Raw genomic sequence first — 25778 nt, 5'->3', positions numbered from 1 at the left:
GTTTACTTACTCTCACGCTTAATCGTCAACGGGAACACCTGGTCTGCGCCATATTGCGCAGTACAGCTGGCAATGCCATCACCGGCTTTACACACCAGTTCCGGCATGCGGTAGCGCGATTTATCGCTGCAGCTGGCAGTATAGCGGCTGCGCACTTCCATGGTGCCGGCGGTCGTCATCGCGGCGGTGACATCGGCTTTGCAGCGGATGTTGTCGCCCTGGGTAATGGTGGCGGTGCCTTTACCATTTTTGATCTGATATCGCAGGCTGGGCGGCTTACCGGTGGGCAGATTGGTCTGACGCAAGGTGACGCGCCAGGTACCATTAATGAATTTCACTGAGCCGAGACGCGCATCTTCTGTGGTCATCACCAGATCGTCCGCTTTTGCCGGTTCGGTGTGCTCAGCCACCACTTCCGGCGGGGCTTCAGGTTTCACGGGGGCAACCTCCGGCGCAGCGACGATCACGGTCGCGTGAGTTTGTGGCAGCGTGGCGGGCAATTTTACCGCTTTTAACACAATCGCAGGTGGCGCACTGACGACGGCGGGCGCGTCGGCCACCGCAGGCGTCTGGGGTTCAGGTGCACTGTGCAGCCAGAAGGCGACGCCAGCGGCAACCGCCGCCGCAATCGGCAGCAGCAGCGCCAATGGACGCAGGCCGCGACGGGTAGGCGGGGTAGGTTGCGCTGCGGGTTGCGGTTCTGGCGGCGGAACGTCCTCTGCGGGTGCGATTTCTTCTGGCTCCGGCTCAGCAACCGGCTCGGCCGCCACGGCAGGCACTTCGATCAGCGGCGCAATAACCGGCGCAACCACTAATGGCGTAACCGTCGGTGGTTCTGGCAACAGCGGCGGCAGCTCATCTTCAAGCGTATCGCGCAGACAAGCCAGCGCGTCATCACGCGAACGCGCCTGAGGATCAACAAAACCCCAGAAGGTAATCACCGGCTTGCCATCCACCAGATAAACGTACTGCTGATCGGGGAACTGCAGGGTTTTGCTTAGCAACGCACCGAAAAGACGCAGGGCAGGATTATCTGCATCACGCGCACGCAGGCTCAGCGCCTGAAGATCCTGCTGGTTTAACGTCAGCAGTTCCAGCGCCTCACGGCGCTCGCGATCGCTGGCACCAAGCCAGGACTTTACTTTGCCGTTAAAAGGGGCGTACCAATCGAGGCGATCACCGCGCTCATTGGCCTGCGGAATGGCCAGGCAGTTGGCCAGCGTAGTTTGGCGGCGCAGACGCAAGGTTTCACGGATTTGCAGCGCGGAGGTCCAGACGGGCTGGCCGTTTTCACCCAGTGCCAGTACCGTATCCAGATTGCCGCTGCGCAGAAAAGTTTTTGCCACTCGTTGGGCCCTTATCGGTGGTTGTCTGAGGCAGAACAGTGTGTGTTTTTGGCGATGGTAGTGATCTTAAGCCAAATGCAGGAAAATCAAACGGCTGATAAAGGGGGAAAAACAGGGCGTTTTTCCCGCGTGTAAACCTAAGTTGTTGAAGTTTTAAGCGCGAGAACGCGGCGTGAGAACAAAATAAGTGAGTACGCCGCCGAGCAAGCCCCAAAATGCCGAGCCGATGCCGAGCAGGGAAATGCCGCTGGCGGTGATGAGAAACGCGATAATCGCGCTGTCCCGCTGCTGCGGTTCGGCCAGTGCGCGCTGCAAACTGCCGGCAAGCGTCGCTAATAACGCCAAACCTGCCAGCGTGGCAATCAACACCGGCGGCAGTGCGCTCAACATCACGGCAATTAAGCCGCCTGTAAAGCCGGTGAGCAGATAAAAAACACCTGCCAGTGCCGCAGCCATCCAGCGCCGTGCCGGATTCGGATCGACATCCTCACCCATGCAAATCGCGGCGGTAATGGCGGCGATACACACTGAAAACCCGCCAAAAGGTGAGAGAACTAAAGCAATAAAGCCAGTCCAGCCCGTTAGCGCCGACACCGGTGGTTGGTAACCGTGCGCCTGCAAGGTCGCGATCCCTGGCGCGTTCTGCGATGCCATCGTCACCAGGAAATATGGCAAACCCACGCCAATCAGCGATGCCAGCGTAAACTGCGGCATGATAAACGCAGGCCAACTGATGGCCAACGCATGCGGCGGGAAATGGATGGTTTGTTGCCCCAGCGCCACCAGTACCCCTGCGACAAGCGCCAGCAGGATGGCGTAACGCGGCAGCCAGCGTCGACTTATCAGCCAGACCAAACACATGCTGCCACACAGGGCGAAATGGCTCTGCAATCCGCTAAACGTGCCGATACCAAAACGCAGCAAAATGCCGGCTAACATGGCGGCCGCCAGCGATTGCGGAATGTGGTTCATCAGTTTGGCAAACAGGCCGGTAATGCCAGAAAGTACAATCAACAGATTGGTCGCGACAAATACGCCGACCACTTCATTCAGCGTTAATCCTTGCACGCTCGTGGCGAGCAGCGCCGCGCCGGGCGTGGACCATGCTGCAAGAATCGGCATGCGTGTCCAAACGGATAAACCCAATGAAGCCAGCCCCATACCGATGCCGAGCAGCGAAAACCAGCCCCCAATCTGTTCTGGCGCAGCGCCCGCCGCCTGTGCGGCCTGAAAAATCAGCGCGGCCGTACTGCTGTAACCCACCAGCACGGCGATAAAGCCAGAAATCAGCATCGGAAAAGAGAAAGCGCTGCGCGGGGTAGCAGTAATCATCAGGTTACATCCTCTTGTGCGTTATAACGCACATTTTTGCATGGGACGCTATAGCGCACAAGTGCTACACTGCGCGCCAGCAAGAGGGGAGAACACATGGAAAATCTGCATCAACATCTGAGTCTGGCGCTGAAACAGCTGCGTCAGGCGAATGGCTGGAGCCTGACGCTGGCAGCGGAACGCACAGGCGTAAGCAAGGCGATGCTTGGCCAGATTGAGCGCGGCGAATCAAGCCCTACGATAGCGACGCTCTGGAAGATCGCGACCGGCTTTAATGTGCCGTTTTCTTTCTTTGTGCAGGGCAGCGATCAGCCGCCGGGCAGCGCTGCGACTTTCCGCCAGCCAAACGCGCAGATGCAGGTCAAACCGCTGCTGCCGTACGACGCGACGCTACGTTTTGATCTGTTGGAAGTGATGCTGGCGGCTGGCGCGCAGAGCGATTCATCAGCGCACGAAAGTGGCGTGATTGAGCAAGTGGTGGTGCTGGAAGGTGAGCTGCTGTTGGGATTGGACGGCACATGGCGGCGCTTACAGTGCGGCGAGGCCAGTCAGTTCGCCGCCGATAAACCACACAGCTATCGCAATCCGCTCAGCACGCCGCTGCGTTTTCACAGCCTAATCCACTATTTGCAGCGGCCATAGGGGCGCCATTTATCGCGGCTAACACCCGCTGCGCATAAATGCCGCACCCCACGAAACCCGCCGACAGCGCGCGCAATTACAAATTGATACGAAGGTAAACTACACAGTTTGCCTTCCTATTTATATACTCGCGCTTCATTAGTAAGGAGAAGGTGCCATGAGCGACCTTAATAGCGCGGCCGCGTTACTGCGCAGCATCAATGGCAAACTGGCGCGCCGCCTGCGTGAATCGGCCCCACCGGGCGATCTCACCTGGCCGCAGGTTTCGGTGCTCGGTTATCTGGTGCGCGACGGTGCGATGACGGTGACGGAATTAGCGGCTCGGGAAGCGGTACGAACCCAATCAATGGGCGCGACCGTTGCCAGCTTACAGGCGCTGGGTATGGTGCAGGGTGCTGTCGATCCGCTGGATGGCCGCAAAACCCGCTATCAGCCCACCGACGCCTGTTTAGCGCTTATCGCCGCCAACCGCGCGCAGCGGGATGATTGGCTCGTAGAGAGCATCGCTACACAGCTAACGCCACACGAGCAGCAAACGCTGCTGGCCGCCATTCCTTTACTTCAACGACTTGCCGACCATTAATCCTGAGAGGACTCAACATGGCTTTAACTACCCTTGATGACAATACCGCGCTGATTGTGATTGACCTGCAGAACGGCATCGTCGCGCTGCCCGTGGCACCGTTAGAAGCCAACGAGGTGATTGAGCGCTCAGCGCGTTTAGCCGATACCTTCCGGGGGCAAAAACGTCCGGTGGTGCTGGTTAACGTAGCGGGAGGCGCGCCAGGCCGTAATGAACAACCTCGCCACGGCGGCGATCTGCCAGCCGATTGGGCAACATTAGTGCCGGATTTGGCGCAGCAGCGCGGCGATATCACCATCACCAAAAAGACCTGGGGCGCGTTCCACAACACCGACCTGCATGAGCAGCTGCAGCAACGTGGCGTTACCCAGGTGGTCATCTGCGGTATCGCTACCGCTATTGGCGTAGAGTCCACTGCGCGTCAGGCTTATGAACTCGGTTACAACGTCACGTTGGCAACCGATGCCATGACCTGCCTGAATGCCGAAACGCACAAAAACAGCGTTGAACGTATCTTCCCGCGCCTGGGTGAAACCGGCACAACGGAAGACGTGCTGGCGTTGTTGAAGTAATAGACAGTTTCGGTCGCCATGAATGGCGACCCTACGTGTATATAGCTGGGTTTTTGTAGGGTGCGCATTCATGCGCACCTGGATATCAATCGTGGCAACGCGTTTATTTACTGAAACGCATAACTCACCGTTAAACCGACGCTGTAGTTGCGGCCCGGCGCCGGTTCGTAATAGCGGCCGTTGCTTTCGTTGACGATCACCGAACCAATATAATTGCGGTCAAACAGATTATCGACGCGACCAAACAGATCCAACGTCCAGTTCTGTACCAGCCACTTATAACCGCTATTTACCCCCACTACGGTGTAAGACGGCGCTTTCACATCGTTCTCATCATCAGCGGCGATATCGCTCAGGTAACGCACATCTGTTCCAGCATACCAGCCTTGTTCTGGCGCATAGGCCAATCCGGCATACGCCATATTGCGCGCAATGCCTGGAATGCGGTTGCCATTGCAGCTTTCAGTGCCGCAGACGTTGGAGCGATAGCGGGCATCCAGCAAGGTCCATGCGGCTTTAAAACGCCAGCTTTCACCGAATTGCTGATCCAGCCCCAGCTCTAAACCACGACGACGGGTTTCACCGGCGTTTTTGTAGCTGGTGCGGCCCTCAAAGCTGCTATCGGAAACGATCTCGTTTTTGGTATCCGTCTGGAATACCGCCGCGGTTAACAGACCATTGCCAATACGTTTTTTGCTGCCAAGCTCAACCGTCTCGCTGGTGGCCGGTTGCAGATCTAAATTGAGGCCGGCCTGATTGGCGGCACGATAGGACAACTCATTCAACGTAGGCGTTTCGAAACCGCGTCCGGCAGAAACGTAGGCGTTCCAGCTGTTATCAATCGCGTAGTTCAGCGCCGCCGCCGGCAGCCAGCGATGGTAGCGACGGTTGCCGCTGTCGTCCGGATCGGTAGCGGTCACGTAATAGTCGTTGGAGTCAAAATTCACCGTACTGAAACGCACACCAGCATCCAGCGACAGTTTATCCGTTAGCTGCCACGCGGTTTGCAGATAGGGATCGAGATTCCACATCAGGTTGCGCTCGTTACGACGCAGATCGCCCTGTACGCCAAGCTCGTTGGCGGTGAAGTTTTGATAGCCCTTACGCTTTTCGGTCATGGTTTCATAGTCTACACCGCCGGTGAACGTCACCGGGATGGTGAACAGCGCGTCGCGGTGCGTCCAGCGCGTATCAATGCCCTGATAATGACGCGCCAGCGAAATCACGCCGCCCGCATTGCCTGCGCTTTGCTGAGCACTTTTAGGAATCGATTGGTACTGTGTGGTCTCGCGCTCGCCTGCATACATCATGACGCTCAGATCGTCGTTTTCACTCATCTGGCGCTGATAGTGCAGGCCTGCTTGCGTCTGATCGACGGTTTTACGTGCGTTGTACAAGGTCACATTGCTGGCCACCTGGCGCGGATTATCTTTCCACTGATCGGCGGTTAAGCCGCCCGGATCCTGCGCATCCACGTGTACGCTGTTAAACAACAGCGTCAGGGTGCTGACATCGTCAATGCGCACGCCGAGTTTGGCGTTGCCCAGGTTTTTTTGTGCCGAGCTGTGATCGCGATAGCCGTGCGTGGTAAAGCGTGAGGCGGAAACGGTGTAATTGACGTCGCCGGCGTGCGTGCCGTCGCCGGTTGCGCCGCTGGCTTTCACACTGTTGCGCCAGCTGCCGTAGCTGCCATACCAGCTGCTGGCTTCCAGCGTAGTGGGCTGCTGACCGGTTTGGGTTTCGACGTTAATCACACCGCCGGAAGAGTTGCCGTAAAGCGCCGAGAACGGGCCGCGCAGCACGTCAATATGATCAATCGATCCGATATCAATATTGGAGGTTTGGCCCTGGCCGTCTGGCATGGTGGCTGGGATCCCGTCAACATACATGCGGATGCCGCGCAGGCCGAAAGTGGAACGCGAACCAAAGCCGCGCACCGAAATCTGTAGGTCCTGGGCGTAATTTTGTCTGTTTTGTATCTGCAAACCGGGCACGCTGGCGAGATTTTCAGACAAATTCACGCGCGGTGCCGCGTGGCGCATATCGTCGCCGGAAACCACGCTAACCGCTGCTGGCGTATCCAGCTCAGAGAGTCCGGAAGCCGCGGGTGCGGCACTCACCACCATGGTATTGCTGCCTGCATCCGCCGCGATGACAGCAAGCGGGAACATTGCGGGCACCATCAGCAACGAAGCCTGTCGCAGTAAAGCTATTTTCATTATGAAAGACCGTAAAAAAGGGCGTGGAATGTACCGAATGGAACATTTATGGCGCGTATGTTAATCGTTTTTTCATTTGTTTGAAAAGCGTTAATAGTATGACGGATTATTACTCTTTGCGGTGTTGAAAATGTTTTTTCATCGCATCTCTCGCCTGGCTGCGTGAGGAAAATTCTGTCAGTCTGGCGGTTTTGTCTGTAGGCATAAAAGAGAGGGATAGATGAGTCAGCAACCTGTGGTAGCGGTACTGGGATTGGGCGCAATGGGTCATGCATTTGCCGCCAACCTGTTGAAAAAAGGCTTTACGGTACGCGGCTGGAACCGCACGCGCGCCAGGGGCGAAGATCTGCTGGACGCTGGCATCACCTTAGCCGATAGCGCCGCACAAGCGGTTGAGGGCGCGGATGTGGTGATCGCCATGCTGGCTGATGGGACTATTACGCAACAGGCGTTGAACGATGCCTGCAGCAACCTTAAGCAGGGCGCAACCCTTTGCCAGATGGGCACCATCGGCGTGGAAGCCACCGATCAACTGATCGCCGAATTCAAAAGCGCGCGTCCGGACGTGGTGTTTATCGATGCGCCGGTTTCCGGTACCAAAGCGCCGGCAGAAAATGCGCAAATTTTGGTGATGGCGAGCGGCGATCAAAGCAAAGCGCAGGCCGCCGAGCAGGTGTTTGCTGCCATCGGTAAAGGTACGCAGTGGCTGGGCGCAGCGGGTGCCAGCTCGCGCATGAAGCTGGTGGTGAATAGCTGGCTGATTGGTCTGATGCAGAGCCTGGCGGAAAGTACCCGTTTGGCGGAAGAATTCGGTTTCAGCACTGACGATCTGTGGAAAGTGCTGGATGGCGGCCCACTCGCCGCGCCGTATGCCAAAATGAAACTCGGTATGATCGCCAGCGGTGATTTCACCCCACAGATGCATCTGGTGTGGGCACTGAAAGATGCCAAACTGGCGCTGGACGCGGCGGGCGACAGCAAACTACCGGCGCTGGAAAACATCGTTGACGTCTGGCAGCAAGCGGTGGACGCCGGTTATGGTGAGCAGGATCTGGCGGCGGTTTATCAATATCTGAAACGCTAGCATGAGCGCGCGGCTCAATTTCGACTTCACGCATCGCCCGCTGGTGCCGTATGCGCATGATTACGCACATGGCGACGCCGAGCCGTGGCATCACCACGCTTGCGCGCAGCTGATTCACACGCTGAGCGGGGTGGTAAAAGTTGAAACCCAGCACGGCAGCTGGATTGTGCCGCCGAGTCGCGGCGTCTGGCTGCCTGCCGAAACGCGCCACGCTTTACATATCGTCGGCGCGGTGGCGGCGCGCACGCTGTTTGTTGATCCGCTGGCGCGCGCCGATCTGCCCGCCAGCTGTCAGGTGGTGCAGATTTCGCCACTGCTGCGCGAGTTGATCGTCAGCGCGCTGGCGTTGCCGGAGCAGTACGGTTCCGGCAGTCGCGCTGAGCGCATTTATGAGCTGATTCTGGATGAAATCCGCGTGATGGATGTGCTGCCGTTTGGCCTGCCGCTGCCGGAAAGCAGGCGGCTGCTGAGTTTGTGTCAGCACATTCAGCACGCGCCGGGGGAAAACTGGACGCTGGCACGCGCCGCCGCTGAACTCTGCGTAGCCGAACGCACGCTGGCGCGCCATTTCAGTCGCGAAACCGGTTTGCAGTTCAGCGACTGGGTACGACGCGCGCGCCTGAGCGTAGCGTTAACCCGTTTAGCTCAGGGAGAAAGCGTGCTCACGGTGGCGCTTGAGCTCGGTTACGACAGCCCAAGCGCCTTCAGCGCCATGTTCCGCCGGGTGCTCGGCGTTACGCCAGCGAACTACTTTCCTGCGGCAGAAAAGCGTGCGCCGCGTTGAGCAGCGCCTGCAATGACGCGCACGCCACATCATTGTCAATTCCCACGCCCCACGCCCGTTCACCGCGGGCGTTAATACAGCTGATGTAGCTCACCGAACGGCTATCGCTGCGTTTACCCAGCGTATGTTCGTGATAATCCTCAATGGTGATGGCTAAGTCATAGCGCTGATGCAGCGCGGAAACGGCAGCGGACAGCAAACCATTGCCTTTACCTTCCAGCGTTACCTGCTGCGCACCTTGCTGCAATCGCGCTTTGAAACGCGTTTCGCCTTTGTCGTCGCTGTGGCTTTCCGCTTCCAGCAAACGCCGTGCGGGCTGCGTTAAACCATAATGCTGGCAGAATAGCTGCCACAGGGCGTGATGCGTCATCTCCTGGCCATGGCCGTCGGTTTGCTGCTGCACTAATCGGCTGAAATCCTGCTGTAAAGCGCGCGGCAGCTGCAGGCCGTGGTTCTGTTCCAGTAGCCATGCCGCACCGCCTTTGCCCGATTGACTGTTCACGCGGATCACCGCTTCATAGCTACAGCCGATATCCAGCGGGTCGAGCGGCAGATACGGCATTTGCCACATTGTTTCTTCCCGTTCAGCGCGTTCGGCAAAGCCTTTACGAATCGCATCCTGATGCGAACCGGAAAACGCGGTAAACACCAATTCACCGGCGTAAGGATGGCGCGGATGCACCGGCAGCTGATTGCAGCGCGTCACCACTTCCAGCACCTGCTGGATATCGCTGAAATCGAGCTGCGGCGCAACGCCCTGGGTGTAGAGATTGAGCGCCAGCGTAACGATATCAACGTTGCCGGTGCGCTCGCCGTTACCAAACAAACAGCCTTCTACGCGGTCTGCTCCCGCCAGCAAAGCCAGCTCGGCACAGGCGATGCCGGTGCCGCGATCGTTATGCGGGTGCACGCTGATCGACACCTGCGATCGCTGGCTGAAGTGGCGACAGAAATACTCAATCTGATCGGCATACACGTTGGGCGTATTCACCTCCACGGTCGCGGGCAGGTTGATGATCATCGGGCGCGTGGGACCCGGTTGCCAAATCGCGGCAACCGCTTCGCAAATTTCCAGCGCAAATTCGGGTTCGGTAAAGCAGAACGTTTCTGGTGAATACTCGAAAGTCCACGCAGTAGCGGTTTGTGCTTCACAGCGGGCGCGAATCTGCCGTGCACCGGCGCACGCCAGCGCAATGATTTCACTTTTGCTTTGACGGAACACGCGCTCGCGGAACAGCGGCGCAGTCGCGTTGTACATATGGATGATGGCGTTTGGTGCACCGCGTAGCGCCTCAAAAGTACGATCGATCAGGTCGCTACGCGCCTGCGTCAGTACCTGAATTGCTACGTCGTTGGGAATGTGATTGTGCTCGATCAACAGGCGCACAAAATCAAAATCGGTCTGCGAGGCTGCCGGAAACGCCACTTCTATTTCCTTGAAGCCACAGCGCAGTAACAGTTGCCAAAACTCCAGCTTGCGCGCGCCGTCCATTGGCGTGGCGAGCGCCTGATTGCCGTCGCGCAGATCGGTGGAGAGCCAGCGCGGGGCGTGCGTCAACTGACGCGATGGCCACTGGCGGTCGGGTAAATCGATAACCGGAAACGCGCGGTATTTGCTAGCAGGTTGAGTGAGCATAACAGTCTCCTTGTGGTGTTGTGATGAGTCTCGCCTGGCAGCACGCTGCTCGGCTCGCGCATTGCTGACAACCACCCGCGCGTAACTGACAACCTCTGCGTCACGTAACCCTTTGTGCGCCCACATTTGGCGAAACCGCAGCGCGCGCGTAGCATGGTGGCATGTTGTTTCACCAAAGATCGCCTCATGTTACTCACTACCTTCGACGGTCATAATGACCTGCTGCTTAACCTTTGGCTGCATCATCGTGATGCGCCCGCCCAGGCATTCTTTCACGGCATTGAAAAAGGCCACCTCGATTTTCCGCGTATGCAGCAGGGCGGCTTTGCCGGTGGCCTGTTCGCCCTGTTTGTGCCGCCGCCGCGCTATGTGCAAGAGGTGGCACCGCTGCGGGCGGCGGAGAATCTGTCGCCGCTGGCGATCCTCTGGCAGCAGCTCGATATTCTCAAAGCGCTGGCTGCGCAATCCGACGGGCGGGCGCGCTTATGCCTCAACGCCGCCGATATGGCCGCCTGCCGCGCTGAAGGAGTGCTGGCGCTGGTGGCGCATATCGAAGGCGCGGACGGTTTTGATGTCGATGGCGCAGCGCTCGATGCGTTCTATCAGGCTGGCGTTCGCAGCATCGGGCCATTCTGGAATTTGCCTAATTGCTTTGGTGAGGGGGTTAGCGGCTCTTTTCCGCATTCGCCGGATACCGGGCCAGGATTGACGATGGCTGGTGAGCAGCTGATTGCGGCGGCCAATCGTCATCGCATGCTGATCGATATGTCACACATGAACGAAAAAGCCTTTTGGGACACGGCGCGCCTCTCATCGGCGCCGCTGGTGGCGACGCACTCTAATGCGCATGCGCTGTGCGCGCAGCCGCGCAATCTCACTGACGACCAACTGCGCGCAATTCGTGACAGCGGCGGCGTGGTAGGTGTGAATTTTGGTAACGCTTTCTTACGCAGCGATGGCAAACGCGATAGCGATACGCCGTTGATCGAAATTGTTAAACATGTTGAGCATTTGATCGCGATAATGGGCAGCGATCATGTAGCGCTGGGTTCCGATTTTGATGGCATCAGCGTGCCTGATGCGCTGAAAGATGTTTCCGGATTACCGCGCTTGTATGCGTTATTGCGCTCACTGGGCTACGATCAAACGGCTCTTGAGCAGCTCGCCTGGGGCAACTGGCAGCGCGTGTTGCAACAGATTTGGCGGGATTAGCACAATTCCCTTACCGAATCAGGGTTGATCTGCTCGCTACATTGGCGCAACATCTGCGCGCGTCATGATTGCAATGTGATCTACGTCACAGCTGCAATGATCTCCAGCAGAGCGTGCTCTGCATTTTTGAATGAATAAGAGGAAGAATATTATGTGGAAAAAACCTGCGTTTATTGACCTGCGTCTGGGCCTGGAAGTGACTCTGTACATCTCCAACCGCTAAGACTTCTGCCCGCCGCTCGTGCGGGCATTTTGTTTTCTCTCTCTGGTCAAATTTCATGTTTATTAAAGTCCTCGGTTCAGCGGCTGGCGGCGGCTTCCCGCAGTGGAACTGTAACTGCGCCAACTGCAGCGGCCTGCGTAACGGCACTATTCAGGCGCAGGCGCGCACGCAATCCTCGATCATCGTCAGTGATAACGGTGAGGATTGGGTGCTGTGCAACGCGTCGCCGGACATCAGCCAGCAGATTGCCCACACCCCAGAATTGATAAAAAAGGGCGTGCTGCGCGGTACGGCCATTGGCAGCATCATTCTCACCGACAGCCAAATCGATCACACCACCGGTTTGCTGAGCCTGCGTGAAGGTTGTCCGCACCAGGTGTGGTGTACGCCGGAAGTGCATGCCGATCTCACCAGCGGCTTTCCGATTTTCACTATGTTGCAGCACTGGAACGGCGGCTTGCAGCATCATGCCTTAACACCGCTGGAGCCATTTCGCGTCGATGTGTGCCCGAGCCTGCAGTTCACCGCGATTCCGATTCTCAGCAATGCGCCGCCGTATTCGCCATATCGCGATCGTCCGCTGCCGGGCCACAACGTGGCGCTGTTCATTGAAAACACCGCCAATGGCCAAACGCTGCTGTACGCACCGGGACTCGGCGAGCCCGATGCGGTGATCATGCCCTGGCTGGAAAAAGCCGATTGCCTGCTGATTGATGGCACGGTATGGCAAGATGACGAGCTGCTCGCCACCGGCGTCGGCAAAAATACCGGCAAGGCGATGGGGCATTTAGCGCTGGCCGAAGAACAAGGTTTAATGGCGCTGCTGGCCTCGCTGCCGGCCAAACGCAAAATTTTGATTCACATTAACAACACCAATCCCATCCTTAACGAGCAATCGCCGCAGCGCGACTATTTAGCGCAGCAGGGCATTGAAGTGAGTTGGGATGGCATGGCGATTCATCTGCAGGAGTTTGCATCGTGATCATTACCGAAGCACTAGCGCCCGCCGCTTTTGAGCAGGCGCTGCGCGATAAAGGCGCGTTCTACCACATTCATCACCCGTACCACATCGCGATGCACAATGGTAATGCCACGCGCGAGCAGATTCAGGGCTGGGTGGCGAACCGCTTCTATTATCAGACCAATATTCCGCTGAAAGACGCGGCGATCATGGCCAACTGCCCGGATCCCGCCACGCGGCGCAAATGGGTGCAGCGCATACTCGACCACGACGGCAGCAACGGCCACGAAGGCGGCATTGAAGCCTGGCTACAGCTTGGTGAAGCCGTCGGGCTGGACCGCGATGTTTTACTTTCAGAGAAGCTGGTGCTGCCGGGCGTGCGCTTTGCGGTAGATGCCTACGTTAACTTTGCGCGCCGTGCCAACTGGCAGGAAGCCGCGTGCAGCTCGCTGACCGAGCTGTTCGCGCCGCAGATTCACCAATCGCGCCTTGATAGCTGGCCGCAGCACTATCCGTGGATCAAAGAGGAAGGCTACTTCTATTTCCGCAGTCGCCTGAGCCAGGCGAATCGCGATGTGGAACACGGTCTGGCGTTGGCGCTCGAGGTGTTTACCACGGCCGAGCAGCAGAACCGCATGCTCGAAATCCTCCAGTTTAAGCTCGATATTCTCTGGACCATGCTGGATGCCATGACCATGGCGTATGCGCTGCAGCGTCCGCCTTATCACACGGTCACCGATCGGGTGTCCTGGCACAGCACAAGGTTGGTATAACGATATGAAAGATAATCTGATTCCGGCTTTCCGTCGTGGCTACCGCATGCAGTGGGAAGCGGCGCAGGAGAGCCATGTCGTGCTCTATCCGGAAGGCATGGCCAAGCTGAACGAAACCGCCACGATGATCCTTGAACTGGTCGATGGTAAACAGGATGTGGCGGCCATTGTTGCCACGCTGGATGCGCGCTTCCCGGAAGCGGGCGGCGTAGGCGATGACGTGAAAGAGTTCCTGCAATCTGCCATCGAACAAAAATGGATACTGTGTCGTGAACCCGAGTAAAACCGTGACGCCGCCGCTGTGGCTGCTGGCAGAATTGACCTATCGCTGCCCGCTGCAGTGTCCGTATTGCTCCAATCCGCTGGATTTTTCCCAGCAGGAGAAAGAGCTGACCACCGAACAGTGGATTGAGGTGTTCCGCCAGGCGCGTGCCATGGGCAGCGTGCAGCTCGGTTTTTCCGGCGGCGAACCGTTAACGCGTAAAGATTTGCCGGAGCTGATCCGCGCCGCGCGCGATCTCGGTTTCTACACCAACCTGATCACCTCCGGCATTGGCCTGACGGCAAAAAAACTCGACGCCTTTGCTGACGCGGGCCTCGATCACATTCAGATCAGTTTCCAGGCCAGCGATGAAACGCTGAACGCTGCGCTAGCCGGGTCGAAGAAAGCCTTCCAGCAGAAGCTGGAGATGGCAAAAGCGGTGAAAGCGCATGGCTATCCGATGGTGCTGAACTTTGTGCTGCATCGCCACAATATCGATCAAATCGACAAGATCATCGATCTCTGTATCGAACTGGAAGCCGATGACGTCGAGCTGGCGACCTGTCAATTCTACGGTTGGGCGCAGCTTAACCGTGAAGGATTGTTGCCGACGCGCGAACAGATCGCCCATGCCGAAGCGGTGGTGGCCGATTATCGTCAGCGCATGAGCGCCAGTGGCAATCTGACCAATCTGTTGTTCGTCACGCCGGATTACTATGAAGAGCGGCCGAAACCGTGCATGGGCGGTTGGGGATCGATCTTCCTTAGCGTCACGCCCGACGGTACCGCGTTGCCGTGCCACAGCGCGCGCCAGCTGCCGGTTGAGTTCCCATCGGTGCTGGAACGCACGCTGGATGACATCTGGTACAACTCGTTTGGCTTTAACCGCTATCGTGGTTTTGACTGGATGCCGGAACCCTGCCGCTCCTGCGATGAGAAAGAGAAGGACTTTGGCGGCTGTCGTTGCCAGGCGTTTATGCTGACCGGCGATGCGGACAATACCGATCCGGTGTGCAGTAAGTCACCGCATCATGGCAAAATCCTTGAAGCGCGGCGTCAGGCTAACTGCAGTGATATCAAAATCCAGCAGCTGCAGTTCCGTAACCGTAGCAACTCCGAACTGATCTTTAAGCAGCGCGTCACCTGATGAACGCGCGCCAGATCACGCTCGCCAACGGCCTGCGCTGTTATCTGCACCATCAGCCCGGCGCACGCAATGCGGCGGTGCTAATGCGCGTGCAGGCGGGCAGCCTCGATGAGCCGGATCGCTGGCCGGGGCTGGCGCATTTGCTTGAGCATCTGCTGTTTTGCGGCAGTGAAAACTTCAGCGGTGACCATCGCTTCATGCCGTGGGTGCAGCAGCAGGGCGGCCAGGTCAATGCCACTACGCAGCTGAGCCGCAGCGCCTTTTTTTGCCAGCTACCGGCCGCGGCGTTATCAGCGGGCGTACAGCGGCTGTGCGATATGCTCGCGGCACCGCTGCTGAGTGCGCAGGCCATCCAGCAGGAAGCGGCGGTGATTGATGCCGAGTATCAGCTGCTGCAAAGCCATGCCGACACGCTGTGTGAAGCGGCGATACTGGATGCGCTGCAAGGCCGTTTTCAACGCTTTCGCGTAGGCAATCGCGTGGTATTTGGTGACGATGTCACGCAGTTGCGGGCGGCGTTACAGACATTTCATCAGCGTTGGTATCACGCTGATAACATGCAACTTTGGTTGCAAGGTCCGCAATCGCTCGATGAACTGGCGCAGCTGGCGTCGCAGTTTGGCAGCGGATTATTAACGGGTGGTGCAACTCCAGCGGCAATCGAACCTTTACTGCTGCCAGGCGATGGTTTGCTGCAGCTGGCGGGTGAAGAGAGTTTCTGGCTGGCGCTGCTGATTGACGGCGATGAACCCACCATTCGTGACAACGTCACCTTGCTGAATGCCTTTTGGCAAGATGAAGCACCCGGCGGCTTAATGGCGCAACTGCGGCATGAAGGGCTCTGTGAGTCCTTTAACGCCCAGTGGCTATGGCAGGATACGCACCACGCGTTACTGGCGCTGCGCTTTGGTGCGCCGCAGCTTACTCCCGCGCAGGCGCAACGTATCGAGCACTACTTCTGGCAGCATCTCACCGCGTTAAGAGAGGCACCTGCGCGGCAGCATCAGCACTATGCGCGGCTGGCACAGCAGGATTTTGCCGCCTCGTCCGCGCTGGAGCAGCTGCGCGGCCGGGCGCTCGGTTTTGCGCCTGGCTTAACGGTTCCAGATAATCTGGCTGACTTTGCCTCTGCGTTACCTCACCGCCCACGCAGGCGTTTGCTCACGCAGCAACAGCTGAAGGGTATGCCGCAGCAGAAACAGGGATTTACGCTGCAGCTGGCTGAATGGTTGCCCGAACAATGGCTCGCCACCGAACCTGCAACGTTTCACTTTTATCCGGCGTCAGCAGAGATAACGTTGCCTCGCTTACCGCCAGTGGCGCAGCCGCTGCCGGTGATTGCGCCCGTGCAATCGGTTGAGACGCTGCTGCTGCGCCCGGCGTTTTATCAGCTGTTGCGCGACGAGGAAGCACAGGCGCGGCAACGCTTATTGCGTCCGGTGCTAGCTGAGTTGCGCCACGCCGGTGGCAACGGCAGCTGGCAGCAAAAACAGGGTAGCTGGCAGCTGGTGCTTAATTTGCCTGCTTGCGCCGATCGCGCTTTGCTTAGCATGCATCAGGCTTTACAGGCGCTTAATGCACCGGTGCAGGATCGGGTCATCAAGACAACGCACTCTATCGTTATTCGTCAGCTGCTGGCCGCTTTGCCCAGCAAACTGATCCCGCCGCAGTCAACACCACAATGGTTGGTCGCGTGGTGTGGCGCAGAGGGTGCGCTAAGCCAGCGCGTGGGCCATCTGCTCAGCGAATTCTCCCTCGCGCTGGCACGCTATGCGCCACCTGCCATGCTGCATCGCGGCGTGATGCCGGTTGCCTGTGACGGGAGCGATCAGGCGCTGTTACTGTTTATGCCGCTGCTGCAGCAGGATGATGCCAGCCTCGCGGCGTTACGTGCGCTGGCGCTGATGCTGGAAACGCGCTTTTTCCAGCGTCTGCGGGTAGAGCAGCAAATTGGCTATGTGGTGTCGGCGCGCTATCAGCGAGTTGCGGATGTTGATGGTTTGCTGCTGGCGCTGCAGTCGCCGAATATCCCATGGCGCACGCTGCTTGGCCACAGCAAACGTTTTATGCGAGACATGCTTGCCGAAATCGCCGCTATTCCTGCGGCACATCTCGCGGCCTGGCAGGCGAACTTAGCGATGCAGTGCGTAAACCAGGACAACAGCGAGCGTGCGGAAGAAGCGCTGCGCCAGCAGCTTGGCTTACCAATCCTTAACCGCACCGCCATCCAGGCACTGACGCTGCCGCAGCTACAGCACCTTCACTATCACCTGCTGCGTGAAAGGCATCGCTGGTTGATTTTGGTTAATCAAAGTTGAAAGGCGATGTGTTTGCCGTTGGGCAACGTAACGTCAATACGCAGTTCACCACCCAAAGCGTCAACATAACGTTTTAATGTGGAGAGTCGCGGGTCGTTGCCGGGATTTTCCATTTTAGCCAGCGTGGGTTGCGAGACGCCAATGACACGCGCCAATTCAGTTTGCGAGAGATTGAGTTCTTCACGCAGCTGGCTCAAGGCAATCTCCTGGCGCAATTTCTCGACTTTTTTAGCGATCCGCTGCTGGCTTTCAGGTGATTGTTTTTCCAGTAACTCTTTCAAAGTAGACATCTTATCCCTCCATCTGCGCCACATGCTTACGGTATTCTGTTTCAGCAAGGCGAATCATCGTTCGGTAAAACTGTTTTTGGTTGCAGCCGGTTTTATTCCCTGCGCATAGCACAATAGCGCGTCGCACCGGATCAAAAGCGAAAAATGCGCTGATGGGGTTACCTGCATGCTGAATGCGCAACTCCTTCAGGTTAGGGACATCGCTACCTTTTAGCGTATCAACATAAGGGCGTCCCAATTGGGGTCCCATTTCACCTAAAATAGTCATCGCGGCTAACACATCCTGGCGCAGTGCTTCACTCTGCGCCAGGAACCACTTATCGAAAACATCCGTTGTCAGAATTTCCCACATAATGCCATCCCATAGCTTTTTTGCTATAAATAACCTATAGCCTTTAGGCTATGAAAGCAACGTGCATGCTACTTACGCGCTGTGATTTTATCGTATGATGATTATTACTCATTGATATATTTGAATATATTTGACAGTCACCAGCAAATCTCTTCACTGGTTAGTTACCAGGTAAAGGGCGACACTCACTGCATTATCCCGAACTAAAAGGAACTGCGAGTGAAAAACATTACCCGTCTTGCGCTGCCACTGTTGGCGGCGGCTACGCTTTATGCCCCCTTGTCACAGGCTGCAGCGATGCAGTATGCCCTCGATCCGGCGCACACCTCGGTCATCGTGACCTGGACGCACTTTGGTTTCTCTCACCCGACGGCCGATATCCCGAATAGCAAAGGGTCAATCGTATTTGATAAGGATCAGCCGCAGCAGTCGCGCGTTGATGTCACGCTGCCGATTACGCAAATTGATACTCACGTACCTGCATTGACCAAAGAGTTTCTCGGTGCTGAGTATTTCGATACCGCAAAATATCCTTCAGCGGTATTCCACAGCACCAAAGTGGAAGCCAAGGGTGATAACAAATTCGACGTGGAAGGTAACCTGACGTTGAAAGGGATTACCAAGCCGGTCACCTTGCATGCCACGCTGAATCAGCAGGGCATGCATCCGATGGTGAAAAAAGAGGCGATTGGTTTTGATGCCACTGGCGTGATTAAGCGTTCGGATTTCAAGCTGGATAAGTATGTGCCAGCGGTAGGCGATGACGTGACGTTGACCATCTCAACCGAAGCATACGCGAAATAATCGCATCGATGTTTGCTGAGTTTCAATCGCGATGAATCCGCCAGGATGCGCATTGATGGTGACCAGGTGCGCTTGAATGCGCACCCTACGAAATCCCGCTAAATAACCGTAGGGTCGCCCTTTATGGCGACCTGGCTACCGATGCTACATTTCCCGCCAAAACTTCTTCTTGCTGGTTTTGCCAATCCCCGGATTACAGCTGTTGGTGGGATCGAGCTGCTTCCAGTGATCCACATGCTCGCATGAAGCCTGATAGAGGTGTCCAACGTTGTGCTCGGCGGGATATTTAGCCCCGCGCTGCTCCAGATACCGCTTCACCTCTTCCTTAAACACTTTGGCATCATAGCCCGGCTTCAGTACATAATCCTGATGATTCACGAAACAGAAAAAGTGCCCACAACACGAGTCGACCTGCACCTGTGCCGCCAGGTGATCCGGTAGCGTCAGGCGCCACGCATCATCATTACGGCGCAGCGCCACGTCGAAGGCGACCAACCGCTCATTGGGGTTATAACCCAGCGCATCGCAGTAGGAAATGGTGCAGCCGCCAACGCCAAAACGTACCAGGAAGGCATCTGCCGCTTCACGGGCATCGCAATGGAAAAAGCCGCCCTGATGAGCCGCAAAAAATGCCTGCAACAGAACGTGTAGCTCAGCGCTTTGCTGAGACTCAACTTTGATCATCAAATGGTGTTGATACTCGCTGCGGTAATCCATAATGCGCGGCGCGATAAAGCTCGGTGTGAGCTGATTAAAGCATTGCAGCATCCGATCAACAAAATTGCGCGGCAGGAATTTCAAATGGCTGATGCGCACATCCCATTTGGCTTTATTCGTCATCATTTGCGGAATGGCCTGCGGACCGAGTTTACGTATCGCCAGATACATATGTTTGGCGTAGCGCACCGTCAAATCAAAGGCGTTACGATGGATATATTCCGCCTGTAACGGCAGCTCGCTCATGCGGGTCAACAGATAGCGACGCAGTTCCACCAGCACATGCTCATCGTTGGTACCGATGTAAAAGGTATCGCTACCGGTGCTGGCCTCAAAGGTGGGCAAACGCACGGCAAACACCACCACTTTACCGGCGCTGCCGGAACTGTCGTGCAGATAACGGAGGTCGCCATTAAAACGTGCCGGGGAATCAGCGGTGACATCACGCAGGCGATCGGCATAATCTTCGGCCCAAATCTTTCCCTGCCAGTCAGGTTGTTCACCGGTTTGATACTGCTGCTGCGTCAGTGCTTCCAGCATGGCCTCTGGCGTTTCGCCCAGCGCAATACCGAGATGATTAACCATTTCTAAGCGGCCATCGTCATGGATGCGCGCGAACAGGGACTTTTCAGTAAAGGCCGGGCCGCGACGAATCAGTGAGCCGCCGGAGTTATTACAAATCCCGCCCACCACAGACGCGCCGATGCAGGATGAGCCAATCACAGAATGCGGTTCACGCCCCAACGGCTGTAAGGTCTGTTCCAGTTCAGTGAGGGTGGTACCTGGGAAGGCAATGACCTGACGCGCCTGATCAATGACCTGCACACCTTTTAACTGGCGGGTGCTGATGATCACCACATCGCGATCGTAATCGTTGCCGTCGGGCGTTGATCCGCCGGTAACGCCGGTATTTGAGGCTTGCATAAGCACAATGGCGTCATGGGCGACGCAAACCTGCAGTGTCTGCCATAGCTGCAGCAGGGTTTGCGGTAACACCACCGCCAGCGCTTCGCCACGCCCCACACGGAAGCCTTTTATGTACCAGGCTTTATCATCGGCATGGGTTAATAACTGTTTCTCACCCACCACGCCAGCCAGGTGACGCAACATCTCCTGCGGAATACTCATCTTCTCTCTTCTTCGCTAATTATTTGCATTCATATTGGACAAGTGCAACAGCATTGAGTCAATCATTGACTGGCACGGATGCGGAAATAACGCACGTAATCATTATCCCTTTAACTTTCACGGAATAAACGCGCGTAATCGATAAAAATGCGCGGGAAATCACAAAATAGAGTGAAAGAAAAAGAGCGTCAGTAAAGATATTAAGGGCAGCGGGGCGCAAAGATAAATGTAAATATAACCTTATGATTTAAATGAATAATTCATATTTTAATCAGAATTGGCAATGTGATTTTAATCACAAAAAAGACTCATCAAAACCCTGTGTCAACGATCTCTGGCAGCAAATTCATGGCAAAAGTGTGACATTCGTTGCAAATAGCACTGCGGTTAATCGGAAGAATGAATATCAGACGCACAGCATGAAGGATGATGGCAATGAGAATTGGCATGGTGATCAGCGGTGGAGATGTTACCGGGATTAATAACTTTGTTTATCAAATATCCCGTCTGACAAAAGCGGAAATGGTGTTATTCAATGGCGGCATTCCTGGTTTACTGGAAAACAATCACCGGGAAATATCCCAACGTGATTTAGTCGATTACGCCATCGCTTCAATTCCGGTAATGCAGTCAGGAAGAACGACAAGGAAATTAATTCGCCCGGAATATGAAATCATTGCTAAACACCTCAAGTCGCTGCGTATTGACGTAGTAATTATGGCGGGAGGTGACGGTTCATTACAATTTTTGCACACGCTGAGCGAATTTGGCGTCAACTGTTTTGGCGTGGGTATGACTATCGATAATGACGTCTTTGGCAGTGACTACAGTATTGGTTTCTCCACTGCCTGCGAGCAGGTATTAAAAGAGGTGGCAAAATTACGCAATACCGGCCGCGCGTTAACCGGCCGCGTATTCATGGTGGAGCTGCTCGGCGGCTATTGTGGTGAATTAACGTTACAGTCGGCGATCAAGTCCAATGCGGATTTTGCGCTGATTCCTGAATGCCAGATTGCACCGCAGGAACTGGCCGAGCGCATCACACAGCGGCTGGCCGCGCAGAACAGCGTGATTATATTGTGCTCGGAAGGCTATACCCGTGAATATTCACCGGGCTTTCAGGGCGCCATCGATACCTTAATAAAACAAATTGAACCGCTGATTGGCGTACGTATTCGTAAAACTATTATCGGTTATGGCCTGCGAAATGGCGATCCCACCTGTGAAGAGATTTATCAGGGCACCATTATGGCCAGTGAAGTCGCGCGTTGTATTCAGTCGGGAATGCGCAATAAAGCGGTCATTATTAATGGCAGTAATAGACCGATTCCGATTGATTTAATAAGCATGAAAAAACGCCTGGTCGATACTGAAGGGCATCATTATAAACTCGCTAAACAACTGCAAATTCTGTGAGGAAATAGCCATGCTGAAAATATTATGTGTCTGTGGATGCGGTCTTGGATCGAGTTTCGCAATCGAGATGAGCGCTAAGTCGGTATTAAAGAAGCTCGAAATCGAAGCCGATATTGATCACACCACTATTTCTGAAGCCAACGCCTTTAAATCCGACATGATTTTAACTCAGAAAGCGTTTGCTGATGTGTTAAATGCCGATGCCAGCCCGGAGCAAATTAAGCGGGTGATTATTCTCAACAAGCTGACTGATAAAGCGGAAATTGAAGAAAAAATCGTGGCGTTTATGAAAGAACGTAACTTAAAGGTTGCTAATCATGAATAGTGTGATCGACTTCCTGGTAAAAGATCTATTAGGGCAGGCGTCAATACTGATTGCCTTTATCGCCCTGATTGGTCTGCTACTGCAAAAAAAATCGGCGGGCAAGGTGGTGGAAGGCACCTTTAAAACCCTGCTCGGTTTCTTAATTATGATGGCCGGTATCAACATTATTGTCGGTACCTTAACTTTCCTGAACACCATTTTCACCCACGGTTTTGGCATGCAGGGTTATATCACCGACGTTGCCGCCATCGCCGGGTTAGCGAACCGCGAGCTGGGTTCAGAAGTGGCGCTGACGCTGTTGGTGATCTTTATCGTCAACATCATTATCGCGCGCCTGACACCGTTCAAATACATCTTCCTTACCGGTCAGGCGCTGCTGTGGATGGCGACGATTGGTGCGGTGATTGGCTATAAAGCGGGGCTAACAGGCTTACCTCTGATCCTTACCGGCGGCATCTTTGGCGGCATTATGGCGGTTGTCATGCCTGCGCTAGCCCAACCGGTGGTGCGCCGCATCACCGACTCCGACGACGTGGCGCTCGGACATTTCTGTACCATCGGCTATCTGCTGACGGCGGCGGTGGCGAAGGTGGTCGGCAAAGGCTCGCGCTCTACCGAAGATCTCAAACTGCCCGACAACTTTAAATTCCTGCAGGACACCTACCTGTCGATGGCCGTGGTGATGGTGCCGATGTACCTGATTCCTGCGGTTGCCGCCGGTCCGGAATTTATCGGCCAGTACAGCAACGGCATGAACTACCTGATGTATGCCTTTATGCAGTCAATTCAGTTCGTGTGCGGCGTGTTCGTGCTGTACAGCGGCGTGCGTCTGCTGCTGAATGAATTGGTGCCGGCTTTCCGCGGCATTGCCATGCGCCTGGTACCCGATGCCAAACCTGCGCTCGACTGCCCGGTGATGTTCCCCTATGCCCCAAATGCGGTGATCGTGGGCTTCCTCGCCACCACCCTGGGTTCGGTGGTTGGCATGCTGGTGTTCCCGATGTTTGGTCTGGCGATGATTCTGCCAGGGCTGCTGACCAACTTCTTTGCTGGTGGCACCGCAGGGGTGTTTGGCAATGCGCTGGGTGGACGTCGTGGTGCGATGATCGGCGGCTTCGTTCACGGTCTATTCATTACCTTCCTGCCGGCGATTCTGGTGCCGATGCTGGAAAGCTATGGTTTCACCGGCGTGACCTTCAGTGATTCGGATGTCATCAGTACCGGGCTGGTGCTCGGCCACGCGTTCCAGAATAACTGGCTGTTCGTCGCCCTGTTTATTGTCTTTATTACGCTTCTCGCCTGGTTTGTTAACGGAAAATCCACGAAATCTAAATCCCATGAGGAAAAGCTCCATGAAACTTTATAATTTTACCGATCTGTTACAGGTGGCAAAAGAACGTGAATTTAAAGCGCTCGGTTCCTTTAATTTACACTGTCTGGAAATGCTGCCGGCCTTTTTTAGCGCGGCAGAGAAAACCAATAGCCCATTAATGATTCAGATATCTACCGGTACCGCGAAATATCTCGGACATAAATTATTGGTGGATGCGATTCGCTCATTATCAGAGAGCCGCAATGTCCCGACCTGTTTGCACCTCGATCACTGTTCCGATTTAGCGGCGATTCAAACTGCGCTGGATGCTGGCTTCAGCTCTATTATGTATGACGGCTCACATTTACCGATTGAAGAAAATATTGCCAATACGCGTCGTGTTATTGATATGGCGCGTCCGCTGGATGTCTCAGTCGAAGCGGAGCTGGGTGCGATTGGCGGTTCAGAAGACGGCAAAGTCGTCGCCATGAGCGAAACGGCTTTCACCACGGTCGATGATGCTAAGCGCTTTGTGGAAGAAACCGGCGTGGATATGCTGGCCATCTCCATTGGTACCGTACACGGCTTGTATACTGGTAAAGCGCACATTCAGCATCAGCGCCTCGCCGAAATCACTGACGCCACGAAAACACCGCTGGTGCTGCACGGCGGCACGGGGGTGAGCGATGAAGATATGCGGCTGGCGGTGCGCAGTGGTATTGAGAAAGTGAACGTCGGAACTGAGATGAACGTGCAATGGGTAGCGAACTGCAAACAGACATTCGAAAAAGGCAAAGTTAACGACAGCGTACGTAATTTCCTTGTACCGGCTAACGATGCCGTAACCAATGTTCTGGTAGAAAAGATTCAGCTGTTCCGCTAATAGTTTATCACTTATGACGTAATAACCTGAGGTGCCCGGCGCCATTCGGGGCAGGAGACGCTATGTTTGGATTCTTGAAAAAGGGCTTGGAAAATAAGAGCCAGGATTCACAGGAAATAGATCTTCAGGCTGAAGCGATCAGCGGTAAAATAAACGAACTGGAACAACAGTTGGCGAATAATCCGCAGGCGAAAGATACGCAAAAGCAACTAATGCTGGAATATAACCGCGCATTAACGCTTTTTGCTAAAAGCCACCGCTTCCGTCAGGAAATTGATCCGCTGTTCGTTAAAATTGATGAACTGCGTAATACCATTCGCAAATCCTTTTAAGGAGGCAGTATGAGCATTAAACAGCTGCTGCAGGAAGCGAGTGCGATTCAGGTCGGGATCAGCGCCATGGACTGGCGCGAGGTTATCGCGCTGGCCGCGCTGCCGCTGGTCAACGGCGGCTACATCAAGGCCAGCTATCCGGAAGCGGTTATCGCCAACACGCTGGAGCACGGCGCTTATTACGTGTTTGAGGAGGGCATTGCCATTCCTCATGCACGGCCGGAAACCGGCGTGCTGAAAGACTGTTTCAGCATGATCGTACTGGATGAGCCGATTTCGTTTGATGGCAGCGATAAAGCCGACATCGTGATTATGTTCGGTGCGCGTGACAGCAACGCCCATATTGAAGAGGGCATCCGCGCGATTGTCACGCTGCTGGAAGATGAAGAGACGCTGGTGCGCCTGCGCAACGCCAGCAGCGCTGCGGAGGTGATAGATATCCTATGACAACCCATAGCGAAGAGAAAATCGTCGTGCTGGTAAACGGCATTCCCGCTTCCGGCAAAAGCACGCTGACCCGCGCACTGGCAGAGCAGTTTGGCTTTCCGGTATTAACGCTGGATGGTCTGAAAGAGCCGTTTATGGCCAGCTTTGCACCGGTGGATCGGCAGCGCAATCGACAACTGGGCTGTGCGGCCTATCAGGCGATCTGGAACGTGGTGGCGCAGGCGCCGACGCGCTGCATCTACATAATCGACGCCTGGTTTGGCTTTCAGCCGCGTGAAGTACTGCTGCAAGGATTGCAAAAGGCGAACGTGACGCGGGTGCTGGAGCTGTGGCTGGCGATTACGCCGGATGATGCGGTAACGCGTTATCAGTCGCGTTTGACGGATCGTATGCCCGGGCATCCGGGGGCGGAGTATCTACCGGAACTGCGCAAGCTTGCGGAAACCGCTCAGCCGATGGGGCTGGGTCCGGTTTTGCAACTGGATGCGCGCGATCCGGACGAAGCGGCGGCTTTTGCCTGGCTACAACGCCAGCTGCGAGTGCCCATCGCTGCCCAGCCTGCTTTATCAGCATCAGGTTAAATTCCTGTCTGCAACAGGCAAAAGGAGAGGCCTGAACAGCTGCCATTAGACGAAAATTAAGCGCGTGTTTTGCCGTGTCTTTCGATTAATCGCATGT

At 55.6% G+C, this 25778-nt stretch carries 27 protein-coding genes; 20 read left to right on the top strand and 7 right to left on the bottom strand.

Annotation, left to right across the window (positions count from 1 at the left end):
- Positions 1-2: 2 nt before the first annotated feature.
- Together AAGR08_RS09940 and AAGR08_RS09935 are read right to left on the bottom strand one after the other, a co-directional pair.
- Positions 3-1346, bottom strand: coding sequence for an SrfA family protein (locus AAGR08_RS09940; RefSeq protein ID WP_345826774.1), 1344 nt, complete (start codon positions 1344-1346; stop codon positions 3-5).
- Between the two features lie 153 nt (positions 1347-1499).
- Positions 1500-2678 (bottom strand): benzoate/H(+) symporter BenE family transporter, encoded by a 1179-nt coding sequence (locus AAGR08_RS09935; RefSeq protein WP_099686946.1) that lies wholly within the window; start codon positions 2676-2678, stop codon positions 1500-1502.
- Positions 2679-2774: 96 nt separating this feature from the next.
- Between AAGR08_RS09935 and AAGR08_RS09930 the strand changes: the two genes are divergently transcribed.
- From AAGR08_RS09930 to AAGR08_RS09920, 3 genes are all read left to right on the top strand, one after another.
- On the top strand, positions 2775-3320 hold the full coding sequence (locus AAGR08_RS09930) for a helix-turn-helix domain-containing protein (protein ID WP_345826773.1): 546 nt from the start codon (positions 2775-2777) through the stop codon (positions 3318-3320).
- A 157-nt stretch (positions 3321-3477) separates the two neighbouring features.
- Entirely contained in the window at positions 3478-3903 is a 426-nt protein-coding gene (locus AAGR08_RS09925) for a MarR family transcriptional regulator (protein WP_097097443.1), read from the top strand.
- A 17-nt stretch (positions 3904-3920) separates the two neighbouring features.
- Complete coding sequence (locus AAGR08_RS09920; protein ID WP_345826772.1) at positions 3921-4475, top strand: isochorismatase family protein; 555 nt, start codon at positions 3921-3923, stop codon at positions 4473-4475.
- Between the two features lie 107 nt (positions 4476-4582).
- Here the strand turns inward: AAGR08_RS09920 and pqqU are convergent, their stop codons facing one another.
- Positions 4583-6694 carry a TonB-dependent receptor PqqU gene (pqqU, locus tag AAGR08_RS09915; RefSeq protein WP_345826771.1) on the bottom strand — a complete coding sequence of 704 codons (2112 nt, stop codon included), beginning with the start codon at positions 6692-6694 and terminating at the stop codon, positions 4583-4585.
- A 220-nt stretch (positions 6695-6914) separates the two neighbouring features.
- Between pqqU and AAGR08_RS09910 the strand changes: the two genes are divergently transcribed.
- Positions 6915-7778 carry an NAD(P)-dependent oxidoreductase gene (locus AAGR08_RS09910; RefSeq protein ID WP_345826770.1) on the top strand — a complete coding sequence of 288 codons (864 nt, stop codon included), beginning with the start codon at positions 6915-6917 and terminating at the stop codon, positions 7776-7778.
- A 1-nt stretch (position 7779) separates the two neighbouring features.
- Complete coding sequence (locus AAGR08_RS09905) at positions 7780-8562, top strand: helix-turn-helix transcriptional regulator (protein WP_097097439.1); 783 nt, start codon at positions 7780-7782, stop codon at positions 8560-8562.
- Here AAGR08_RS09905 and leuA read toward each other — a convergent pair.
- Positions 8513-10198, bottom strand: a complete 1686-nt coding sequence (leuA, locus tag AAGR08_RS09900) for a 2-isopropylmalate synthase (protein ID WP_345826769.1) — start codon at positions 10196-10198, stop codon at positions 8513-8515. The two genes, AAGR08_RS09905 and leuA, sit on opposite strands and share 50 nt — an antisense overlap.
- Before the next feature lie 186 nt (positions 10199-10384).
- Here leuA and AAGR08_RS09895 point away from each other — a divergent pair, with 186 nt between their 5' ends.
- The 7 genes from AAGR08_RS09895 to pqqF all read left to right on the top strand — a co-directional run bounded on the left by AAGR08_RS09895 (position 10385) and on the right by pqqF (position 17094).
- A complete protein-coding gene (locus tag AAGR08_RS09895) occupies positions 10385-11410 on the top strand; it encodes a dipeptidase (protein WP_345826768.1) in 1026 nt (341 codons plus the stop codon).
- Between the two features lie 151 nt (positions 11411-11561).
- A complete protein-coding gene (gene pqqA / locus AAGR08_RS09890; RefSeq protein ID WP_002905689.1) occupies positions 11562-11633 on the top strand; it encodes a pyrroloquinoline quinone precursor peptide PqqA in 72 nt (23 codons plus the stop codon).
- A gap of 55 nt (positions 11634-11688) precedes the next feature.
- Positions 11689-12615: a pyrroloquinoline quinone biosynthesis protein PqqB gene (pqqB, locus tag AAGR08_RS09885; RefSeq protein ID WP_097097437.1), complete on the top strand. Its 927-nt coding sequence runs from the start codon at positions 11689-11691 to the stop codon at positions 12613-12615.
- Positions 12612-13367, top strand: coding sequence for a pyrroloquinoline-quinone synthase PqqC (gene pqqC / locus AAGR08_RS09880; RefSeq protein ID WP_345826767.1), 756 nt, complete (start codon positions 12612-12614; stop codon positions 13365-13367). The genes pqqB and pqqC overlap by 4 nt, the downstream gene beginning before the upstream one ends.
- Positions 13368-13371: 4 nt before the next feature.
- Positions 13372-13650 carry a pyrroloquinoline quinone biosynthesis peptide chaperone PqqD gene (pqqD, locus tag AAGR08_RS09875; RefSeq protein ID WP_097097435.1) on the top strand — a complete coding sequence of 93 codons (279 nt, stop codon included), beginning with the start codon at positions 13372-13374 and terminating at the stop codon, positions 13648-13650.
- Positions 13637-14776 (top strand): pyrroloquinoline quinone biosynthesis protein PqqE, encoded by a 1140-nt coding sequence (gene pqqE / locus AAGR08_RS09870; protein ID WP_097097434.1) that lies wholly within the window; start codon positions 13637-13639, stop codon positions 14774-14776. The genes pqqD and pqqE overlap by 14 nt, the downstream gene beginning before the upstream one ends.
- Positions 14776-17094 carry a pyrroloquinoline quinone biosynthesis protein PqqF gene (gene pqqF / locus AAGR08_RS09865; RefSeq protein ID WP_345826766.1) on the top strand — a complete coding sequence of 773 codons (2319 nt, stop codon included), beginning with the start codon at positions 14776-14778 and terminating at the stop codon, positions 17092-17094. The genes pqqE and pqqF overlap by 1 nt, the downstream gene beginning before the upstream one ends.
- Here pqqF and AAGR08_RS09860 read toward each other — a convergent pair.
- Positions 17085-17384, bottom strand: coding sequence for a helix-turn-helix transcriptional regulator (locus AAGR08_RS09860; protein WP_007891812.1), 300 nt, complete (start codon positions 17382-17384; stop codon positions 17085-17087). The genes pqqF and AAGR08_RS09860 overlap by 10 nt on opposite strands.
- 1 nt (position 17385) lies before the next feature.
- Complete coding sequence (locus AAGR08_RS09855; protein ID WP_345826765.1) at positions 17386-17736, bottom strand: type II toxin-antitoxin system RelE/ParE family toxin; 351 nt, start codon at positions 17734-17736, stop codon at positions 17386-17388.
- A 219-nt stretch (positions 17737-17955) separates the two neighbouring features.
- Here AAGR08_RS09855 and AAGR08_RS09850 point away from each other — a divergent pair, with 219 nt between their 5' ends.
- Positions 17956-18540, top strand: a complete 585-nt coding sequence (locus AAGR08_RS09850; protein ID WP_345826764.1) for a YceI family protein — start codon at positions 17956-17958, stop codon at positions 18538-18540.
- A 144-nt stretch (positions 18541-18684) separates the two neighbouring features.
- Here the strand turns inward: AAGR08_RS09850 and dld are convergent, their stop codons facing one another.
- A complete protein-coding gene (dld, locus tag AAGR08_RS09845) occupies positions 18685-20385 on the bottom strand; it encodes a D-lactate dehydrogenase (protein WP_345826763.1) in 1701 nt (566 codons plus the stop codon).
- A 435-nt stretch (positions 20386-20820) separates the two neighbouring features.
- On the opposite strand from dld, the gene AAGR08_RS09840 reads away from it, so the two are divergent.
- From AAGR08_RS09840 to AAGR08_RS09810, 7 genes are all read left to right on the top strand, one after another.
- Positions 20821-21801: a 6-phosphofructokinase gene (locus AAGR08_RS09840; protein WP_345826762.1), complete on the top strand. Its 981-nt coding sequence runs from the start codon at positions 20821-20823 to the stop codon at positions 21799-21801.
- Positions 21802-21811: 10 nt separating this feature from the next.
- Positions 21812-22126 (top strand): PTS sugar transporter subunit IIB, encoded by a 315-nt coding sequence (locus tag AAGR08_RS09835; RefSeq protein ID WP_034827292.1) that lies wholly within the window; start codon positions 21812-21814, stop codon positions 22124-22126.
- The gene (locus AAGR08_RS09830) at positions 22119-23492 is read left to right on the top strand and encodes a PTS sugar transporter subunit IIC (RefSeq protein WP_097097429.1); all 1374 of its coding nucleotides are present in this window, start codon (positions 22119-22121) and stop codon (positions 23490-23492) included. The genes AAGR08_RS09835 and AAGR08_RS09830 overlap by 8 nt, the downstream gene beginning before the upstream one ends.
- Entirely contained in the window at positions 23479-24321 is an 843-nt protein-coding gene (locus AAGR08_RS09825) for a class II fructose-bisphosphate aldolase (protein WP_097097428.1), read from the top strand. Before AAGR08_RS09830 ends, AAGR08_RS09825 begins: the two co-directional genes overlap by 14 nt.
- A 62-nt stretch (positions 24322-24383) precedes the next feature.
- Positions 24384-24653 (top strand): hypothetical protein, encoded by a 270-nt coding sequence (locus tag AAGR08_RS09820; RefSeq protein ID WP_097097427.1) that lies wholly within the window; start codon positions 24384-24386, stop codon positions 24651-24653.
- A 9-nt stretch (positions 24654-24662) separates the two neighbouring features.
- Positions 24663-25100, top strand: coding sequence for a PTS sugar transporter subunit IIA (locus AAGR08_RS09815; protein WP_345826761.1), 438 nt, complete (start codon positions 24663-24665; stop codon positions 25098-25100).
- A complete protein-coding gene (locus AAGR08_RS09810) occupies positions 25097-25681 on the top strand; it encodes a glucokinase (RefSeq protein ID WP_345826760.1) in 585 nt (194 codons plus the stop codon). The genes AAGR08_RS09815 and AAGR08_RS09810 overlap by 4 nt, the downstream gene beginning before the upstream one ends.
- Positions 25682-25778: the final 97 nt, after the last annotated feature.

Origin of the sequence: Pantoea sp. BRR-3P (assembly GCF_039621635.1) — a bacterium.
GTDB classification, from domain to species: Bacteria; Pseudomonadota; Gammaproteobacteria; order Enterobacterales; family Enterobacteriaceae; genus Pantoea; species Pantoea floridensis.
This window is presented reverse-complemented; position numbering and strand designations above follow the sequence as displayed.

Excerpts from the sequence above, each read along its gene's own strand:
- AAGR08_RS09935 (WP_099686946.1), bottom strand. The coding sequence starts at position 2,678 with ATGATTACTGCTACCCCGCGCAGCGCTTTCTCTTTTCCGATGCTGATT.
- AAGR08_RS09930 (WP_345826773.1), top strand. The coding sequence starts at position 2,775 with ATGGAAAATCTGCATCAACATCTGAGTCTGGCGCTGAAACAGCTGCGT.
- AAGR08_RS09925 (WP_097097443.1), top strand. The coding sequence starts at position 3,478 with ATGAGCGACCTTAATAGCGCGGCCGCGTTACTGCGCAGCATCAATGGC.
- AAGR08_RS09920 (WP_345826772.1), top strand. The coding sequence starts at position 3,921 with ATGGCTTTAACTACCCTTGATGACAATACCGCGCTGATTGTGATTGAC.
- pqqU (WP_345826771.1), bottom strand. The coding sequence starts at position 6,694 with ATGAAAATAGCTTTACTGCGACAGGCTTCGTTGCTGATGGTGCCCGCA.
- AAGR08_RS09910 (WP_345826770.1), top strand. The coding sequence starts at position 6,915 with ATGAGTCAGCAACCTGTGGTAGCGGTACTGGGATTGGGCGCAATGGGT.
- AAGR08_RS09905 (WP_097097439.1), top strand. The coding sequence starts at position 7,780 with ATGAGCGCGCGGCTCAATTTCGACTTCACGCATCGCCCGCTGGTGCCG.
- leuA (WP_345826769.1), bottom strand. The coding sequence starts at position 10,198 with ATGCTCACTCAACCTGCTAGCAAATACCGCGCGTTTCCGGTTATCGAT.
- AAGR08_RS09895 (WP_345826768.1), top strand. The coding sequence starts at position 10,385 with ATGTTACTCACTACCTTCGACGGTCATAATGACCTGCTGCTTAACCTT.
- pqqB (WP_097097437.1), top strand. The coding sequence starts at position 11,689 with ATGTTTATTAAAGTCCTCGGTTCAGCGGCTGGCGGCGGCTTCCCGCAG.
- pqqD (WP_097097435.1), top strand. The coding sequence starts at position 13,372 with ATGAAAGATAATCTGATTCCGGCTTTCCGTCGTGGCTACCGCATGCAG.
- pqqF (WP_345826766.1), top strand. The coding sequence starts at position 14,776 with ATGAACGCGCGCCAGATCACGCTCGCCAACGGCCTGCGCTGTTATCTG.
- AAGR08_RS09860 (WP_007891812.1), bottom strand. The coding sequence starts at position 17,384 with ATGTCTACTTTGAAAGAGTTACTGGAAAAACAATCACCTGAAAGCCAG.
- AAGR08_RS09855 (WP_345826765.1), bottom strand. The coding sequence starts at position 17,736 with ATGTGGGAAATTCTGACAACGGATGTTTTCGATAAGTGGTTCCTGGCG.
- dld (WP_345826763.1), bottom strand. The coding sequence starts at position 20,385 with ATGAGTATTCCGCAGGAGATGTTGCGTCACCTGGCTGGCGTGGTGGGT.
- AAGR08_RS09840 (WP_345826762.1), top strand. The coding sequence starts at position 20,821 with ATGAGAATTGGCATGGTGATCAGCGGTGGAGATGTTACCGGGATTAAT.
- AAGR08_RS09835 (WP_034827292.1), top strand. The coding sequence starts at position 21,812 with ATGCTGAAAATATTATGTGTCTGTGGATGCGGTCTTGGATCGAGTTTC.
- AAGR08_RS09830 (WP_097097429.1), top strand. The coding sequence starts at position 22,119 with ATGAATAGTGTGATCGACTTCCTGGTAAAAGATCTATTAGGGCAGGCG.
- AAGR08_RS09825 (WP_097097428.1), top strand. The coding sequence starts at position 23,479 with ATGAAACTTTATAATTTTACCGATCTGTTACAGGTGGCAAAAGAACGT.
- AAGR08_RS09820 (WP_097097427.1), top strand. The coding sequence starts at position 24,384 with ATGTTTGGATTCTTGAAAAAGGGCTTGGAAAATAAGAGCCAGGATTCA.
- AAGR08_RS09815 (WP_345826761.1), top strand. The coding sequence starts at position 24,663 with ATGAGCATTAAACAGCTGCTGCAGGAAGCGAGTGCGATTCAGGTCGGG.
- AAGR08_RS09810 (WP_345826760.1), top strand. The coding sequence starts at position 25,097 with ATGACAACCCATAGCGAAGAGAAAATCGTCGTGCTGGTAAACGGCATT.